At 42.2% G+C, this 15,465-nt stretch carries 13 protein-coding genes and 1 pseudogene; 1 reads left to right on the plus strand and 13 read right to left on the minus strand.

The features are described 5' to 3' along the window. Nucleotides 1–151: 151 nt before the first annotated feature. From GC096_RS00760 to GC096_RS39685, 9 genes and pseudogenes are all read right to left on the minus strand, one after another. Nucleotides 152–535 (minus strand): nuclear transport factor 2 family protein, encoded by a 384-nt coding sequence (locus GC096_RS00760; protein WP_171628391.1) that lies wholly within the window; start codon nucleotides 533–535, stop codon nucleotides 152–154. A gap of 150 nt (nucleotides 536–685) precedes the next feature. Continuing rightward, nucleotides 686–1,117, minus strand: coding sequence for a hypothetical protein (locus tag GC096_RS00765; protein WP_171628392.1), 432 nt, complete (start codon nucleotides 1,115–1,117; stop codon nucleotides 686–688). Between the two features lie 546 nt (nucleotides 1,118–1,663). Continuing rightward, the gene (locus GC096_RS00770) at nucleotides 1,664–1,894 is read right to left on the minus strand and encodes a hypothetical protein (RefSeq protein ID WP_171628393.1); all 231 of its coding nucleotides are present in this window, start codon (nucleotides 1,892–1,894) and stop codon (nucleotides 1,664–1,666) included. Nucleotides 1,895–2,755: 861 nt separating this feature from the next. After that, the gene (locus GC096_RS00775; protein WP_171628394.1) at nucleotides 2,756–3,157 is read right to left on the minus strand and encodes a hypothetical protein; all 402 of its coding nucleotides are present in this window, start codon (nucleotides 3,155–3,157) and stop codon (nucleotides 2,756–2,758) included. 232 nt (nucleotides 3,158–3,389) lie between these two features. Further along, entirely contained in the window at nucleotides 3,390–4,802 is a 1,413-nt protein-coding gene (locus GC096_RS00780) for an effector binding domain-containing protein (protein ID WP_171628395.1), read from the minus strand. Between the two features lie 79 nt (nucleotides 4,803–4,881). Next, nucleotides 4,882–5,841: an AraC family transcriptional regulator gene (locus tag GC096_RS00785; RefSeq protein WP_171628396.1), complete on the minus strand. Its 960-nt coding sequence runs from the start codon at nucleotides 5,839–5,841 to the stop codon at nucleotides 4,882–4,884. 238 nt (nucleotides 5,842–6,079) lie between these two features. Beyond that, nucleotides 6,080–6,556, minus strand: coding sequence for a UPF0158 family protein (locus GC096_RS00790; protein ID WP_171628397.1), 477 nt, complete (start codon nucleotides 6,554–6,556; stop codon nucleotides 6,080–6,082). 70 nt (nucleotides 6,557–6,626) lie between these two features. After that, nucleotides 6,627–7,052 carry a hypothetical protein gene (locus GC096_RS00795; protein WP_171628398.1) on the minus strand — a complete coding sequence of 142 codons (426 nt, stop codon included), beginning with the start codon at nucleotides 7,050–7,052 and terminating at the stop codon, nucleotides 6,627–6,629. 318 nt (nucleotides 7,053–7,370) lie between these two features. Then, nucleotides 7,371–7,496 (minus strand): annotated as a pseudogene (locus tag GC096_RS39685) (DUF3977 family protein); the annotation flags it as partial. 314 nt (nucleotides 7,497–7,810) lie between these two features. Between GC096_RS39685 and GC096_RS00800 the strand changes: the two are divergent. Further along, nucleotides 7,811–8,368: a DUF420 domain-containing protein gene (locus GC096_RS00800; protein ID WP_171628399.1), complete on the plus strand. Its 558-nt coding sequence runs from the start codon at nucleotides 7,811–7,813 to the stop codon at nucleotides 8,366–8,368. A 624-nt stretch (nucleotides 8,369–8,992) separates the two neighbouring features. Here the strand turns inward: GC096_RS00800 and GC096_RS00805 are convergent. The 4 genes from GC096_RS00805 to GC096_RS00820 form a co-directional block, all read right to left on the minus strand. Further along, nucleotides 8,993–9,991, minus strand: a complete 999-nt coding sequence (locus GC096_RS00805; RefSeq protein WP_171628400.1) for a hydroxyacid dehydrogenase — start codon at nucleotides 9,989–9,991, stop codon at nucleotides 8,993–8,995. Between the two features lie 95 nt (nucleotides 9,992–10,086). Beyond that, the gene (locus GC096_RS00810) at nucleotides 10,087–10,878 is read right to left on the minus strand and encodes a sugar phosphate isomerase/epimerase family protein (protein ID WP_171628401.1); all 792 of its coding nucleotides are present in this window, start codon (nucleotides 10,876–10,878) and stop codon (nucleotides 10,087–10,089) included. Between the two features lie 33 nt (nucleotides 10,879–10,911). Beyond that, nucleotides 10,912–11,817, minus strand: a complete 906-nt coding sequence (locus GC096_RS00815; RefSeq protein ID WP_171628402.1) for a carbon-nitrogen hydrolase family protein — start codon at nucleotides 11,815–11,817, stop codon at nucleotides 10,912–10,914. A 103-nt stretch (nucleotides 11,818–11,920) separates the two neighbouring features. Next, nucleotides 11,921–15,385, minus strand: a complete 3,465-nt coding sequence (locus GC096_RS00820; protein WP_171628403.1) for an endo-1,4-beta-xylanase — start codon at nucleotides 15,383–15,385, stop codon at nucleotides 11,921–11,923. Nucleotides 15,386–15,465: the final 80 nt, after the last annotated feature.

Consider the following 15,465-nt stretch of genomic DNA (forward strand, 5'->3'; position numbering starts at 1 on the left):
AATATGTTTCCATTTATAATTTTATTCATGCAGATTATTTCATTAATCAGCCCGTTACTAATAGACAACGGCAGCCGATCGGGTGACCAGCTGCCGCAACATGAGTATTCAACAAACGTTCTTACGTTAGCTTAAAAAACGTGTGGTGTAATCAACTGTAATCTTCAATCAATGAGATTTTTCCTTCCTTAATCTCGAATGTTGACTTTCCTTTTAATTGCAGCTTATCCCCACTCTTTAATCCATTAGGAAAATCCGCGGCAAGAATACCTTCATAATCAATTCCGACCTCTACTTTGTCATTTTTAACACTATAATCGGTAATTGTCTGGCGACGGCTGGAGAACATCGTTGACGACTGTTCTGCCAACTCCCTAAATGCTTGTATTCCTCTGGTCTCCATTGTGGTTTCTCCATTGGAAATATTCCGAAATATTATGTCCTTATGCAAAAGTTCAACCATTCTTTCAATTTCAAATGAATTGTATGCTTCAAGATAATTTTCAATTATGTCCCTTATTTCTTTACTAACCATAACCATACTCCTTTCCTTTACATAAAAGATGATACCCTTATTTACATAGGCAACTTATTCCTATTGTAGCATTACCATATATTGTAAATATGCTGCCCGTTAGTTTAACGATCAGTCTAGGATATCGCAGCCCGTAGAGTTTATGGACCGTCAAAAATCCATTTTTTCCTTCTCACTCGTTGGTGTCCCTTTATACAGAGCGTTATCTCCTTTAAACCAAGCCATTTTCACTTTATCTTCTAAAGAGTATGTGACGATGTAGTAATCATCTTTGGGGCGTGCCTTACCTTTATCCAGATCTTTAAACGGTGTTAAACTCTTTCTCGAAGATTCAATTGAAATTACCACAGCCCCTGTATTTTCAATGTAGTTGGCCATTTCCAATCTGTGTTTCTGGTCTTTAGCTATGAGTACAAACACGACGGATAAAATTAATAACACTACCATAATTGGCGAAAGTATCCACTGAACTCTCTCGCTAAAAATGGGTTTTGATTGTTGGAATCGATGCATTAAAAAAACACTAAACAGAATAATTATTATACAGACAGTGAGGGAAATTTTTCCGTATAAAGGTAACAAATTCAATCTCTCCCTAAGTTTTCATATAGCTAAATTGTAGCATAGCATTAGAGTTACAATTTTTTTTGTTTGCCTTACGGTTACTTCTTCATCTAAAAATCATGTTTCTCGAGTTAATTTTGAGCTAAACTGTATTAACATAAACTGCCTTTTCGTTGAACAGCCTGCAGGATCACTCCAGCAGGCTGCGTTATTGAAGTATCGTTCTTACGTTAGAGTAATGAAGTTTTAATAATGTAGTAACATCAGAACTTATAATTGAAACTCAATTAAATGCTCTTGGCACAAACCTAGCCTACCACTCAGAACATTGCATCCAGCCGCTCTACATACACTTTGAAGAAACTGCTTCTGCTTCATTTGTGATTTTAACTCTGTGGATCCTGTTCTAAACTGTCACTGATGATGTGTATCGCATAATCCCTTTGCTTTGATAATCTTTTCACAATCTCCTGCCAAGCATAAATTATTGTCACTCGTAACTGTTTTGGTACGTGCCGTATCAAATTACTTCCATTCGTAAGAAGTTGCAGGTGGTAGTCGTATTTAACGTAAAAAACTGATTAAAACTGTTGTCGCACCAAATAACACTAATATTGAGAAGAAGAAGTATCCGAATGCCTTTAAAGGACGTGGCATTGTATTTAAATCAATTCTTTTAATTGGTCCTCCACCCTCAATATTTTGAATAGAGCGAAGGTCCTCATTAACAAAATTATCGTTGTTATATAATCTTTCCTTCTCAGTCTGGGTCTCGTGGATTTTAATTGTGCTCATTCCATATCCCCTCTCAACTTAATGTTCATGGAATATTATACAATAATTAACATGTCAATCACCACGTTAATCTGTCCAATAGCTTAATAACAAAAGGAACAGCTGCCACGGCAATCTGCTCCTAGGTTTGTTTAAGCTAACGTTTTTACGTTAGCCCAATCTTGGGTTACTTATGTGACTTTTTTTTGAAATAAGCTGACATTGCCTGTAAGTAGTCTTGAAGCTTAATCGGGTCATCAGAGAAGTTATAGGTATGACTCATATCCCCTTTTTTTGATACCGCATATGTACCGAGCATACGTCTAACCCAGTCTTGTTCAGGAATTTCTATTTCATGGTTATAAAAAAAGAACCAACAGCATTCTGCTTCAAGAAAGGAATCCTGTAAGTAAGGAGTCGGAACATATTCATTTACAGACTCGCCATATAAATAATGACTAATTGGAGCTATCTGTTCTGTTCTAAGTGCAATAGTTCCACTGTCCATAATACTAAGTGAAGAAAATTTATTGGTATCGTTTTTAATAATATCTACAATACAATGGCTGGTATCTGAAACGGATTCCGAATAAAAAGTTTGCTACATGATTCCACAATATTAAGAGCTCTCCCATGAATCATTTGAAGTTCATTGTTCGTACTTCGATCGATTGAATGAACAGAGAAGATTGGGATTCTTTCCATACCTAATACTCTCCTTTTGCGAGTCAACATGTAAAATTGCTAACACAGACCCTTTCATCTGTTCAAAGTACACATAGTGCTTCGTGGAATGATTACACAATCCTATCTCTAGTTGAGAAAGGGCTACCTCTTATTAATAGACTATTGTTATCCGTTTACGGAACATTAAATCCATCTCTATTCAGTTCTAGGGTTTGTAAATAAACCGATAATTTCTATAATCTCGGCTTCAGCAACACACCTTGGTCCCTCCATAAAATATCCTTTTAGTCCTACTTTAATATCATGAATATGTCTTTGCTTTCGTGCTTTAGGAAACATTATCCACATTCTAGCGGTGCCCGATTCTAATACTGAACGTGTCTCATTAATAATAATGTCACCGTTCTCATCTTCGAACTCAGGGTGGATGACTCTCAACTCAATCCCTGTGTCCAAAAAATCCTCTTCTAAAGCAAAATCACTTCTATATCCTTGTCTAGGTAGTATTTTCCTACCTCCTTCTTCTTGTGAAAAAAATCTATATTTAACTTTAAAATCAGGTGGAAACCCGCGATTTGCTTCATTTGATATCCACATGAGAGTACCTCCAAAAATGTATTAATCAAGCTATTCTCTGCAACAAGAATTTTCCCTTTATTTGTAACTAGGCTGCCCTTTAGTTGAATAGAAAAGTGGAGCAGCTGCCTCGGCACACTACTCCACTCTCGTTCTTACGTTAGTTCAGCAACATGTTCCGTTGCCGCAGTAGCCATTTGGCAGCGGAACTTACAGTTTCAATAAGCCACCCTCTGTTAGGAATGCACGATCTCTAAAAAGCACATACATTAAAACGATTACCGTCAGGGTCGTAGAAGTGGAATTTAACATACCCTCGCTGAACGAACCCGCCTAAATCACCTGTCAGAACTCCATTGTTTCGGAGGAATTGATGGTAGTCAAAGAAAGCATCCCTGTTTTCAATGAAGCAGCGTGGTCGAATGGTACCATCTATATTGCCTTGGAACGAATCGGATGGAAGCTGTTCCAAGATCCAGGTACGCACTTTGTCTGGTTTATGATTCACGCCAAGGGTAAACTGAGCGTAGCCTTTGTCTGGGTACACCGCAACCAGTCTCAATCCCACGAAACGTTGGTACCATTCCATTGCATGTTCTAGATTTTTTACACCGATTCTGATTTCAGAGTCGTGAAACCCATCTACAAGCATCTTCGGATCTTCATGAATGGTTAATCTTGCCCCTTCCAATGTGCACCAAATATCGAAAAACCGCCGGGAATCCAGACCGGTCATCATTTCAGATGCTCGAATCCCGTCTTGCTTAAATTTGGAATAAGCCATTTCGATATCCTGCGTCTTCCAACACCATCTTACGGTGGGGTCGACGGTACCGCGCTCTGCGTAATGATATGGCAATCGCTCCCTCGTAATAACAGACTCCAACCAAACACCACTTCCCATATGAGTCATTTTTCCTTCCGAAACTCGCGGATCCGGTTTCCAGCTTTCTTTTTGCTCAACCCTCCAACCCAAATGGGACTCGTACCACCGGGTCGCTTCCTCATGGCCATCCCACAGCACATCGATATCGGCTCCATCGTACACAATACATGGGACGTTGTCGCATGGTTGAATCGGAGGACCGTCTTCGGCATCCTCTCCTTGATCTGCGGGAGATACCGGCTCCCCTTCTAACACTTTAGGGCGGATCGGAAACCAAACTTCAACTTTTGAATGAGTATCTAAGATGCCCCTAAATTGAGGCCCATGATATTGGATCGCATAGCGGCCCGCATTGTCATAGTCTGATTTCGGTATCCATTCTCGATACACATACGAGTAAAGACTTACGGGGACAATGCCACTACAAGTCACTACCGCGTAAAGCATCGCAGGGTATTCGCGCATAAGGAGACCGGATGGAGGCTGACTGGCTGAGCTGACCTCAACCCCTGCTATCCAAGTAAAAAAATCGCTGTCATAGGATTCCTCGGACATATCCAATATGCCGTAGAAAGCTTGCTTATTTACTCGATCCGAAATCAGATTCACGCGCGTTGCCATAAAATCAAACATCAAACTGGGGACAATCTGTTCTTTGGCCTGCTGAGCGTTTGAGGTTCTCACAGCCTGGCCAACAATGTGAATTGGAGGTTTTAATTCAATTCGAATGTCGTAGACGATGTTTTCTTGCTTCCCTCGTTCTTCTTTTGCCTTTTTCATTTCCTCATCCCTTTCTAATACAAGTTGCTTTTGATTATAAAATAATTTTGAAAGGGGGATTTAACAATATTTGCGATTTTTAAAAAATAGCATTCGTTCGTACGGGAATATAAAGGTCGAACACTTGGCGATTATAGGGGTCTTGCTTTGGAGAGTGAACGTAAATTTCCATGGTTGGCCGTCCCAAATCCCAATAATATCCACTATGCGGGAGCCACTCCTGTACGACAAGCTCCCATAGAAACGAAGAGATCGTCGGTATTTGCGCTATTGAGAGAAGGACGTATTTGCCGCCGGGAATTATTTTGCTCTCTACGTGCTGCGGTAATTTCCTTAGTTTTCCCTCAATCGTCATACAGACTTCAAATCTACACTTGTCATGCGCAGTTATATGTGGATCATCATATGACAAGGCAATCATTTTGGAGCTGCGGGATACGTAACCATGGCGCGCGGCTTCACGGTAAAGGGTTGAAAAAAGATTTGCCATGGAAATGTTCAATTGATCCAAAAAAGCTCCCTGATGCCGATAGTAAATTACTTGAACATCAGGAATATGCGTAATGGTCGTCTCCTGCACCTTAACTCGTGCCCAGGCAATCACATCCTCGAGACCACGTACCGAATCTTTGCTTCCAGGCTCGGTCATGCGATGTCGGAAGCGCTCCACAGCGAACGAATCGACAGTTCGTGAAGACATCCGATAACGCTCGCGATATTTGGAAGGCGATATTCCCCTTAGCTGCTTGAACGTACGGGAAAAGCTGGCCAAGGAGTTGAAACCACACTCTTCAGCGATATGGGTTACAGAAGAATCATCAAAAATTAACCTTCTTGCAGCCATATTGATGCGGACCCTCCTGATATAATCATAAAGCGTCTCTTGAACGATATTTTTAAATATCCGATGAAAATAATGGGGAGTAAGTCTAGTCAGATTGCCTAAGGCATGGAGGCTGAGGTCTTCCCAAGGATGATGGTGAATATATTCAATCACCGTTTGAATGTCTGCGAGGATTCGAGCCTTTTGATGAGTCAAGCAGTAATACCACCTTTGACCCGAAATTGAGGTTTCTGAAGCCTCAAAATGTGTACAACCATTTAAAAGCTGAAACAATCCAATGATACCATATATCGCCTGAGCTAAATACAATTTATTCCACTAAACTACCCGATAACTTAATGAGGCTGTCACTCTTTTGAACTGCACCTCAATTGTTAGTTGTGTCTAACAATTGGGATGCAGTTCAATAGCGCGGCAGCCTTAAGATCCGTTCTTAATCCTGGATTTCTAAGTTGTGCTCCTTACACCATTCAATTACTAATTGCTTTATTTTACTATCTTTGTATGTGTACCATTGACTATCAACGCCAAGTTCTACTATCTTATCTTTAAATCTTCGAAAAGCTCCTCTTCCTTGAATGGTGTCATACAATACTTCTCTATTTTTTTGATCCTGATGACTAATAATAAACTCCTCTATGATTTGATATTCATTGAAGTTGTTTCTTAATGTAAAGTCCAGGTAAACCCCGTCTTCATCCTCAGTTATGATGATAGCTTTCTCAATATTTTCTCTTTGCCAGTCAGGAAACTTTTCAAGTGGTTCTTCATCTTCTGCAGCTCGCATTTCTTCTCTCATTAATGTAATAACTTCGCCTGTATTAGTGTTAATAAAAGTAAAAGTATCATCAATTTGAAGCTCAATCTCACTTATTAGATCCTCCAATTTTACTGGTTTGTTATTCTTCAATTGTTTTGCCCCTTTCGATATATATAAACATCATGTCCAAAAAAACAATTGAAGCTACCTATCAGCAGCCTCAATCATGTAAGATGGATAATCCAAATTTCGTCATCAAACTATCGTTCCCGTTAGTGCAAGGATGAACAATTCCAACTTGGTATTCATCTTCATAAATAAGTATGCCAGGAAGCTCTTTGGAAATGGACTTAATTATTTCGACGTTATATTTCTTGGCAATATTAATGAAGGGCTCCAAGTGGATTATCATCTCTGGGGTCTTATTACCATCCTTAAACCATGTTACTGCATTCACTGAATTGTTGTCATCGTAGAAGGGTGGATTGGGCAAATTCTGCTCGAACCATTCTTTGGTGTCTAGGTAAAGCTTGCTGTCACTTTCCGTAAGCTTATCATCTCGAAATAAGTGATAAATAACAACAAAGATGCCATAAGGTTGTTTAGTCTTAGGACTAGAATAATTACCATGAAATCTAATGTACAAAAATCTCTCCTCCTTAAATTACGTCGTTCGTAAACAAAAAAACGCGCTAGACCCCATGGGTCCTGCGCGTTTTATATCGCAGGATGGGAAGCGCGAAGTGCGTTAACCCATCCCTAATCTTTAGGAATGTATTAACGCCTCTCATGATGATGAAGTTGTTTCAAAATCGAAATATACATTTAATTACCCCACCTCTTATTATTATGGTAATAATAACCATTATGCTGTATTGCTTCAATACTTAAATTTTTCTGTCCGATAGTGCAATTACGAGCTGCTGCGGGCAGTCGTTGTGTTGAACTCTCGTTCCTGATTAGGTTAACCATCAAGCTGGACTCCATCATCGGGTAGATAACTTGTTAACCCCAGTATAACTTTAAATGCTTTTAGCAGTTTGGCCGTTTTTTTGAATCCTTGTTTGGAGTCCCAAATGAAAACCGTTTTACCAACCCATAATCACTTACTCGTTCCGTCCTAATGTTCAATTTGCAGCCCCATCCTAACCTACATTTAGTTAAATTAATACTACTACGATTGCTGACGTAAACTGAGGAAAGTATCCGTATATTCGAACTCTCCTGCCCTTTCGTTGAGCTAAGGCTGCCGATACTGTCAGCAGCCACATCTTAGTTCATTGAAAGACGATAAATCGTCAATAAGATTTTGCTAATTTGACATTAACGTCTGATTGCTGTCGAACAAAACCCGTTTATAATGAAACCATTACCATGTGATAGGAAAGGAGATCTTCGGATTAAATGAGCGAAAACTACCATACACCAAGGCAAGCTAGCAACAAAAATTATACGGTTGCCATCGTCACCATCTCATTGGTCGCAAATATCGTTATTTTACTACTGTTTTTCTCACCGATTGGCTACAAGGGGGAAATCAATTTCGACCTTACCATCTTTCCAAGAATCAATGGGCTGTTGAACAGCTTCACCTTCATCTTCCTGCTAGCCGCTTTGATCGCAATCCTAAGGAAAAACATAAAACTTCACAAAGGGTTCATTCTCGCGGCCTTCTCTTCTACACTGCTGTTCCTTGTCTCCTACTTAACGTTCCATTACATGTCTTTGGAGACGGCGAGGTTCGGTGGTGAAGGTATTATCCGGCCGATTTATTTCTTCATTCTGATCTCTCACAGCATTCTGGCCGCTATCATCGTACCGCTCGCCCTGTTCGCACTCGTATGGGGATGGACTAACCAGTTGCATAAACATCGTAGAATTGCCCGCTGGACGATGCCGATCTGGCTATATGTCAGCTTAACCGGAGTTGTCGTGTTTGTATTGATGGAACCGTATTATTAAGGGGAATCGAATGGCCTCATCCTTAAAATTATTATTTTAGAGCGAAGAAGCTAATTTTAAAGCAAGTTCGTATGCTAAACTTATCCGTTAGTTCAACGCTTTAGAGCAGCAAATATTCTTAACTTAGTAAAACAATTTGCTTTAAGAATATTTTTATTAATCTCTTGTAATGTTTCAATTAATTCCTTGGATTTTGAAATAAGTTCATTTTCAAAATATTCCCAGGACTGTAAAGGCAGTATGTATACTCACAAATATCAAGTATATACACTATAGTTTAATCATTTTACGACATAAACAAGAAAGGTCAGCCTATGATACGCCGCTTCCTATGTATCACAGTGACATTTTAGAAAAAAAGGGCACAGACATTTCAGGGGAGATCATCTCTGTTGGCGGTTATAAGATTACAACGATTGGACTTATAAAAGTTCAGCAGGATTGACAAATGCGGAGGAAAATGCAGAAAATTATTAGTAAATATGCGAATAGCATGGGATCTAAGCAGATTCACGAAAATACTACCCAAGTACCCTGTCCGATTGGAAATGGCAGCCGGTTAATGCCGGCTGCCTCGTTGCAGTCTGTATTAAGTTATAGGTCTCCGATTATTTGAACAAACAATCAAGTCATCAAGGCTAACCGAGCTTTGCTCACGCCGTGCTCGATCGGTTCTCCGTTAAAGTAACGATGCATATCCTCGACTAAAGCTCTTCCGATTCTCATACGGGAAGATGGGTTCACACCTGCAATATGCGGCCTGACGAGCACATTCGGCAATCGGCGGAGCTCACTGCCCAGCGGCAATGGTTCTTGTTCAAATACGTCCAGTGCGGCAAAAAAACGGTTCGTTCGCAGTTCCCCAATCAATGCTTCCTCATGAATGACGCTTCCTCGGGAGGTATTAATTAGCAAGCAATCATCCTGAAGTAAGCGGAGCTCCTCTCGTCCGATCATGTGGTCGGTCTCGGGAATCATAGGCAGATGGAGAGAAACGATCTGTGCACGTGTCAGCACGTCATGCAAAGGCAGCAATTCCACGCCAAGTGCTGCGGCCTTTTCCGATTTCATATAAGGATCATAAGCGATAAATTTCACCTGGAACGGCTGCAGCAAGCGAATGACCTCCTGAGCCACCATGCCAAGGGCGATAAAACCTACCGTTTTTCCTCGCAGCTCATCCGCTTCCATCGCGGGAGACTTCCAGCTCACATTCCCACGCATCGACTCATCCACAAGCTTAATTCGATGACCCACAGCGAGTATCAGAGCTACTATGGATTCTGCAACCGATTGCGCGATGGCATGACCTCCTGATAATACAGTTATTCCTCGATCAAAAGCTTCAGCCGCTATGACATGTTTCACGGAACCAGCCATATGAGCAACCAACTCAAGCTTAGTGGCTGACTCAAGCATCTCCTTTGTAATGGAGGAACTCCCCCACGTGGAAATGCAAGCGGAGGCATCCTCAAGATGGCTTTCTAATTCTTCTGCTGTGAATGGACGGTCAAACGGGTTTACAACAAGCTCGCCTAACTGTTGTAATTTCTCCCATGCATCCGGCTCCAAAAAAGCAGACAACTCGTTTCGTTGTATCTGCACAACAATTTTCCTAGTCACAGGCTCACTCCCTTCCTCTAACTGCCATATAAAGTTTGAAGCATGCATGCCTGAGCTTTCCACTCTCTGACCATTATCCCAAAGCTCATGCTTATCTAAAAAAGTGACTTTGCATAACGAATATCTTCCCGAATCAGTCGATCTACTTCGGTTTCCTCCGTATACTCCGCAGTCAAACAGACTACTCCCTCGTACTTTCGTTTTTTCAGATATGTCGCAACACGTTCCCAAGAAGCCATCCCTTGACGTCCGGAAGTAAAATGACGGTCCCATTGTGCTTGCTCCGCTTCCGGTCCGTTGCTGCGAGTATAGAAAACATTTTTGAGATTGACCATATGCAGATGTGACCAGACAATGTCCAAGCCAAATTCAGGCTGCTGTCCTGCCAAAGCATCATGGGAGCAATCCCAGACGGCACCTACATAATTAGGATTGAGACCTTGCAGTAAGTGCATCAGACCCGAAGAATCCGGAATAAAGTCACCGTAATGTTGCTGGACACCAACTTTAACTCCGTATTTCTCGCAGAGCAGGGACACGTCTTCTAAATTCTTACGAAGATTGGCAACGGATTGAAGATAGCCCGCCTCAGGTGAAATTACCGGCATAATTCGAATGCTAGGAATCCCGGCCTCTGCACAAGCCGAAAAAATTCGCTCATCCGTTTGACTTGCTACACTAAAAATGCGCAAGCCATGATCAGCGAAATAGGCGGCTAACTTCGGCAACCCTTTTTCCGCATCAGCTGGCTCCAGTTGGAATCCTTCTCGTAAGGGAAACTCTACACCGTCAAAGCCGCTCTCTTTCACGAACTTCACTAACTCTTGCACGGGAGTTGTTCTCCACGGTTTGGTAAAAACTGAAAATTGTACAGGTGACTGCGTCATTTTTAACACTCCTTCATTGAGTTAAACATCTGCTTATCTTTTTGATTGCTGAACGTTCTCAGACCTCATGTGGTATTCCTTATAGGTTTCAAGCTTGAATAATTCTTGTATTCTCGTTAGGGGCCACTCTTGATCATTGGACTCAATCGTGAATATATTTTCCTGTGAAAAGCTTTCGATGGTCACTTTGCTTCCTAGTCTTCTTTGAATTTCTAGCAACCTGTCATACTGATTGTCGATATGAAAGATTTGTTTCTCCAAATCGATTGTCCTTGCCGTCCATCCTCCCCACTTGGAAGTCGATGCAAGAACTTTGCCCGTCTTATCAATAATCTTCGAATGATTCGTCCTTACTGAGGAGACAACATAGTAGGAATTCAGCCAAGCATGAGCTTCAAGTGGAAAGCCCCCGTCATACGCCGACAGCCATACGACAAGCTCAGCACCCTTCGATTTCAGTGAATGCCATAGATCCGGATAGCCGATATCAAAACAAATCGCAATGCCGACTTTGCCGAAATCCGTCTCAAACACAGGGATTTCAGTTCCCGGTGTTATGCCATCAAGCTTCATTTCACCATCGGTCGGATAATATTTGAGATATCTCCCGGCCATTTTGCCTCCTCGGTCAAATAACCAAGCGGCGACATATTTGTTGCCACCGATCCATTCGTGAACACTTGCGATGATGTAGCTGTTGAGCCGCTCGGCTTGTTTAGAGAGGGCATGGTACGTTTGCTGCGTCAATTCCTCTGGCGTTTCATGGTGATGATCACCTCCGGTTACGAGAAATACTTCAGGAAAACAGATAAGATCGGGCTTCAGCTCTGAGAAAGCATCCAGCATGTTCATAGCTCTTTGCAAATTGTCTTCCTGTGTAGAGCCTTGAATGAGTTCTTCGTTAAAGCAGGTGCTAATGACGTTCACTTTTCTTGGCATGCCTCATACTCCTTCATGAAGAGCCGCTTTAAGGGCGGCTCTTTCGTTCCTTTACGATTTGTTGCGCCGAGGCGCTAATACCGACATTTTCTTCTGTTTAACACTACGAATTCAAGACCTCGCCTGTAATGCCCATCAAAGCAATAATGGCTTTGGACTGCCCGATCATATCAATTGTAGTAATTGTTTTCTCTGGATTCGGGTTTGTAAACAACGTGTTAAACACGGCGCGTTCTCCCCCAGCCGACATGGTATATTTCTTGGCAATGACGACTGCTGGATTAATGGAAGGCACATACCAATCATCAATATTTTGTTGGAACACAATAGGTTGAGCCACTTGCGTGCCGTCAGCATAATGAATGATATAATTACCAACCGTTGTACCTCCTGTTACGGTCGGATACATTAACGTGTGCAGGAATCCGATTTTACTTAACTTTTGATTAACGGGTATCCCCGTCATGCTCACTGGCAAATTTGGCCTGATTGTCGATCCCCCGGCAATCATCACAACGCTGGGATCCGTCATGCTCGATGGCAATTGATAAGGAATGCCGCCGATCACTTGCTCCCCCGTTTGGAAATTCGAGTTTGCAATGTTCTCTGGACCAAAGTCCGCCCAGCCCCCCTGCCCATCTCCTGCTGGCGTTTCGTCGCTATATGATTGATTTGCCGAAGCTGCTAAGGAGACATACGATTTTTTAGAAGCGTCCAACTGCATCGTCACCTGTTGCGGAGCTTCATCGATATTGACGAAATCGAGTGATTCGACAACAAAGCTGCCCGTGCTGTTCGCCGTCATACCAATCCCAATAGTAACGCCACTATTTGGCACCGGATCTATTGAAATATCTTTGGTAATCGTCACGTAATCCGACCCCAAGTTAGTCATTTGTTTATCGGCATAGGCCGCACCTTGAAACCACAAGTAAACATTCGGATTTCCATCTATTTTTTTAATTTTCGCAGATAATCTATAAGTACCGGATTTCGTAGGCATGATTCCTGTCTGTTTGATCGTAACTCGCTCCTGGCCTGTCGCACTCATTTGAACCGCATAGTTGCCTGCTTGCTGACCTTGAACCGTACAGACGCTGCCACCTTTGGAAGCCGTATATAAATACTCCCATTCTTGGGGAATTGTCGTACACATGCCCATACTGACATCCCCGGTTAAATTAATAAAATCAGCGTTTCTGAGCAGCGGTCTCGATTCTAGGGCGACTGCACTTACCACTTGAATTGGTCCCGTGCTTTCGATATAAGCAATATTCGAACTTTGAATCACTTTATTGCCGTTAGCTTTCGTTGTTATTGTAATCGGGTGATCATAAAGATCGACAGCAGACGCTATATTTCCACTCAATTCATATTCGTAAGCTCCCGCCGTTGTGTTGTTCGCCCCAAGGATAGACAGCCTTTTCCCATTGGTTAATTCAAAGGACTGTCTGACTCTGAAGGTGTTCGTTGAGATTCCTGGCCACGTCAACGTCTCTTTGATGGAACTCACTTTGCGAATTTTGTTATTGAACACACCTAACACATAGTAATCTGGTTCCGGTGAAAGGGTATAGCGATTAAAGAACACTTCAAACGTGCCCATATTAATAAATTTGCTGTAACCCATTTTCAAATAATCGACGAACCATTCCACGGTCATGTACAACCGGGTATCTCGATCTGGTGTTGTAAAATGCATCTGCTCACTCATCCAATACTCTGTTCCCGGACGAGCCTGCTTTAATTTAATCACCCAGGGTGTCGTTTTCGAGTTGGATTTGGCGCCATCATAGCCATGAACATTATAAATATCAAAATAGTTGACGCCATTCTGATACAGAGCCGCATTATCAAAGAATGCCGTCGGCAGTTTCACATTATCGGCGTGATCCGAATACCCGCTCGTCAAAATTCGTGCATTGGGATCTGCTCGTTTGACCTCTCGGTAAGCAATTTTGAGCAATTCCATGTATTGGGTATCTGTTCCCGTTAATGTCGCTGCAACGCTGGACTCCGCATTGAAATTGACTTCATTATAAATTTCCCAATATTTCACTTCGCCCTTATAGCGGCTAACCGTTTGATAAATATAATTGGCCCACTCGCCCTCAAAATCATTCGGGACCCAACGTTCAGGACGCTGTGCCAAATTGCTCGTTTGCATAATCGCATCTGTCGGTTTCGTCGCTGCCCAACGGGACGGGTAGCCTAACACGCCTAGAACTTCAAGCCCTGCTGCTTTGCTTTTGGCAACGTATTGATCGGACTTCTCCCAATAGAAGGCGCCCTTCGTAGGTTCCACAACATTCCAAAGGAATACTTTAGCTTCTGCCCAAGTGCGCGTTATTCGAGCATTCACATCTGTCCAAATTTTCGGATCCCAATCATATTTGGAATGAAAGCCATAGAAATCCGCGTAGACCCCATCAGTGACAGACGTATCATTCGCAGGAAGTACAGCAATGGCACTATCATAATTGGCGATGGGGCTGCTACCTGAGGATACTGTTGTTTTCAACTTGTAATAGCCCTCACCATTCAACTCCGGTAAAGCCAAGTCGTGAATCGCATATTTCCCATCATTATCGGACTGCACAGTGAAATTTTTGCTCAGAATTGGTGAATTGTTCGTGTTGGCAACATCGAGGTTAACGGCTGTGGCTTCAATGTTGACGTTATAATTGAGATCTTCACCGCTGTAATTCAGAGAAAGCATAGGAAAACTAATGTTTTCTCCTACAACATATTGCTGTGTTTCAGCACGCCACGCAGGTGCCAGAACGTGGTAATTTGTTAAGCGATGCCAGTTCGTTCTATAGCGCTCTACGGTTTTCATCTCATTTTTAACAAGAAGACTTGTATCGCTATCGGCCTTAAATTTACTGTCCGGCACACTTAGCAGTTCCGACGCTGATAATTCTCTCGTTGAAATTTTGAGTTGTTCAACATTGAACGGCTCCGCCTTTTCGACCTGAAGCACATTGGCATACAGATCTTCACTCAGGGAACCGGTCATGGGCACTTCACTGACGGTTCCATTCTTGGTCGAGAGCTGCTGTTGAATCCCATTCACATATAGACGAACTCGGCTAATGTTATCTGAAGGAGAGTAGTTCCAAGTTAACGCCACATTAACACGCTCTCCAGGGGTATAAGCAAATGAGGCAAGCGAACCCGAGAAAGATTCACTCCCATTTTTTCGAATGACGAAACTTAACTGGTTCTTCTCTTCCGCAGGCGGTATATAAATACCTAACAATGTATTGCCGCCGCTAACTAAAAATCGTGAAGGTGTAACCGAGAAGGCGAATTCATAATCATTTCCCGATTCCGCCGCCGGCTTCGTAGGATGCATCGTCATTTCAATTGTGCCTTGATCAGGCCGAAGAATGCCTCGTGTGTAATGCTTAAATTGTGTATCATTCTGGTAATAATAGGTATTCTGTGCATTCGTGGTGGCCGCGTTCCCAACAGTGGGCATCAACGGCAGTGCGGAAAGTGCTAGAACTGAAATCATTAACCATATCAGGGCTGTCATACCTCTGCGCCTGTTACTCATTTCCATCCCTTTTACCTCCCTGTCTAATTGTACAAAATGGTGATTATCCCCAACAACTGGATAGAAGTAAGATATCTCTGACGATC

This window comes from Paenibacillus plantarum (genome assembly GCF_013141695.1).
Taxonomy (GTDB): Bacteria; Bacillota; Bacilli; order Paenibacillales; family NBRC-103111; genus Paenibacillus_E; species Paenibacillus_E plantarum.